Raw genomic sequence first — 2938 nt, 5'->3', positions numbered from 1 at the left:
TAACGACGCTCACTGAAAGTGGCATCTTAGCTTATGCACAGGCAGGCATTGCGTTAACCAGTCCGGAAAATATCCAACTGTCCTCAAGTAACAGTATTTCCTTAACCAGTGAACAGCAAACCGACATCCATGCCCTGAAAAACATCACAGTCACATCCGATGAAGCCATAGGCTTATTTGCCCATAAATCGGGCATGAAACTGTTGGCCAATCAGGGGGAAATCAACCTGCAAGCGCAAAATGCCAACTTGAATATGGCGGCTCAACAAGATATCAAAATCGACAGTGTTGACGGCGAACTGACCATTACTGCAAGTGAGGCGCTGACGTTAATGTGTGGTGGCTCTTTTATCAAAATCAGCCGTGAAGGCATTGAGCTAGGCACAGCGGATAATGTGTATATAAAAAGCAATGCTCTGCAAAAAATGGGACCGGCAAGTATTGATAGTGACAAATTAAAATTTACATCCAGTGATATTGATGTAGCACTTATGCGTTTAATCAATAGTGATGTTATCAATTTTTCAGGATAAAAGGAATCAACCATGGCATTAGCCCCTATAAAAAAATGGAAATATCCGGTCGTTACCAATGACCCAAAAAAATCAAGCGCAGCCCGTTATCATCAAGCCTTAATGTTAGCGCAAACCGGTTTTTATCCTGTGAGCGTTAATAAGCTTGTGCATGGAGGCATTCACTTTGATGAAGATGTGCTTAAGAATTTAGGCATTGTAAATGATAAACCGAGCAAAGTGTACTGTATAGCAGATGGTGAAGTCATTGCTTATCGGGTTAACGACAATTATCAAAAAGTTGATTATGGTGATAAGGTTAGTTTTTTCTCAACCGGTTTTGTTTTAGTTCGTCATCTGCTTGAAATGGAACGAATTGAAGAAGCGACCCCGCCAGCGACACCAACTCCAACAACCGAAAGTCAGTCATCACCCGACGCAGCTACCACTAACTCAACTGAAAATTCAACAGCGCCAGCAGCCAATGCATTACCGTCGTCAAATACACAGCCTACGACTACAACGCCGGTAAAAACATCACCAACGGGCACGAATACCAATACGCCAACGACAACCGGTGACGCATCAACAGCAAGTACACCGCCTGCTACTGAAACGGCTAAACCCAAACAGTCCGGTCACCAGCTGTATTTTTATAGTTTATATATGCATTTGGCTGATACTAAATTTTACAATGATAACCCAAAAGAGCCTACGCCAGCATTTTGGGAGCAAGATATTTATCGGGTCACTGAAAAAGGTTTAGATTTTGTTGAAGGATTAAATATTCGAAAGAAGCCTGACTTAAAAAAAGGTGAGATTCTTGCAGTCTTACAAGCGGGCACCAAAGTGGAATTGAATCTTGAGTTACATACCGAAGATTATAAATGGTATGCGGTGACCTCATTAAAGGAAGGCTATTGTTCAATACCGGTATTAACGCCTTATGAGCATGAAGGAAAGAAGATTATCGGTTGGGTTTTCAATGGAACTCAAAAGCAGCTCACGGAATCCGAATTTGATATAAAAGATAAAGATAAAGATAAAGATAAAAATTTTGCCAAATCAAAAGGACTGAGAGTCAGGGATGAAAGTAAAAAAAACATACTGTCTATGTTACCCAAGGGAACCCAAGTAAAAATAAGCGGTAAGAAAAAACCTAAAACGTTTGTTGAATTAGCCCAGATAGTCCGTGACGGGCAACCGACCATTCCTTTATCAGAAGGAAAAAAACTCGTATGGAGCGATAATCTTGAAAACATCACCCGAGGAAAAGAATATAATCAGGTAGTGGTATTAGATAAACCGTATCCAATCAAAGCCGGTGATTTAGTGGGGCATATTGGCCATAATCAAAATAAAGGCATCAGCAAACAAAAAGATAAAGACGGTAATTATATAGAGATGGCGACTTTACCGCTAAAAACAGGTTTAACAGCAAGTCAATATAAACCAAGTTTACATGTTGAATGCTTTACTTGTGACGATTTGCCGACGTTCATCACCCAAACGCAGACAGAGGCAGGTAAAATACCCGATGAAGATAAAACATTGGTTGGCATATCAAAAGGTGCAAAATTACTGGCGTCAGCATCAGAATCGGATACAAAAGTCGGTGAGTGCCTTAAAGGTTCGGAAATAAAAATATTAAGTAAAGAACGGAATATCAACTGGTTCCAAATAGAGATTCAAACATCGAAAAGTGAAACTAAAACATTATGGATAGAGAATAATAAAGAGATACAGGATAAACTAAAAGAAAAAGGTAATCTAAAAGATTTAGCCAGTACCACAAAGGCATGGAGCAAGTTTCCATTACAACAGAGTGAGTTAACAACCAGTAAAAAAGAAGTCGATACACCACCGTTGCTACTGAATTTAAATGATGAAGATTTAATCAAGAATGATAAACGAGCCATGGATGAAAAGGGGACATTATGGTTATGGATAGAGCATGCAGTGGATAGTCAAAATGTTCCTATCAAAGGATGGACATTTATTGGCAGTGAGGGCGTGAAGAAAGTCAGTGGTTGGGAGTGGTTTGGTTTTAAACAGATTACAGAAACTGGCAGTTTAAAAGAGTTTTACCTGAGTGCGAAAAAATCAGAAACCCGAAACAAAGATAATGCTTCACTGGAGAACTATAAGCCAACCCTCAAAGAGACCTTAACAATATTAGATAAGCAATACATTCAAAATAGTAATAAATATGCAACATTAACACAGGGATGTTTTAAAGGGATATCCGAAAAACCACACTTAACAACGGCACTGGGACGGCTGTTAGTTCATTATCAAAGTGAATGGTATGAAGAGTTGGATGCAGAAGGAAAGCGACCGGAATGGGAAGCATTAAACAGTGAAATGACTGGTGATGCGGAAAACTATTTGGGTTATATAAAAGACGGCGATGAAGCAAAACGTGA

Annotated in this window: 1 protein-coding gene and 1 pseudogene; both read left to right on the top strand. The window is 39.5% G+C overall.

The window, feature by feature from the left end:
• Nucleotides 1-533 (top strand): DUF2345 domain-containing protein (locus tag J3U13_RS11330; protein ID WP_267342165.1); only part of this gene is annotated, 533 nt, incomplete at its 5' end.
• Nucleotides 534-545: 12 nt separating this feature from the next.
• Nucleotides 546-2938, top strand: a pseudogene (locus J3U13_RS11325) (hypothetical protein); the annotation flags it as partial.

This window comes from Gilliamella sp. B2887, assembly GCF_026537015.1.
Taxonomy (GTDB): Bacteria; Pseudomonadota; Gammaproteobacteria; order Enterobacterales; family Orbaceae; genus Gilliamella.
The sequence above is the reverse complement of the archived record's forward strand: the minus strand, read 5'-3'. Positions and strand labels throughout refer to the sequence as shown.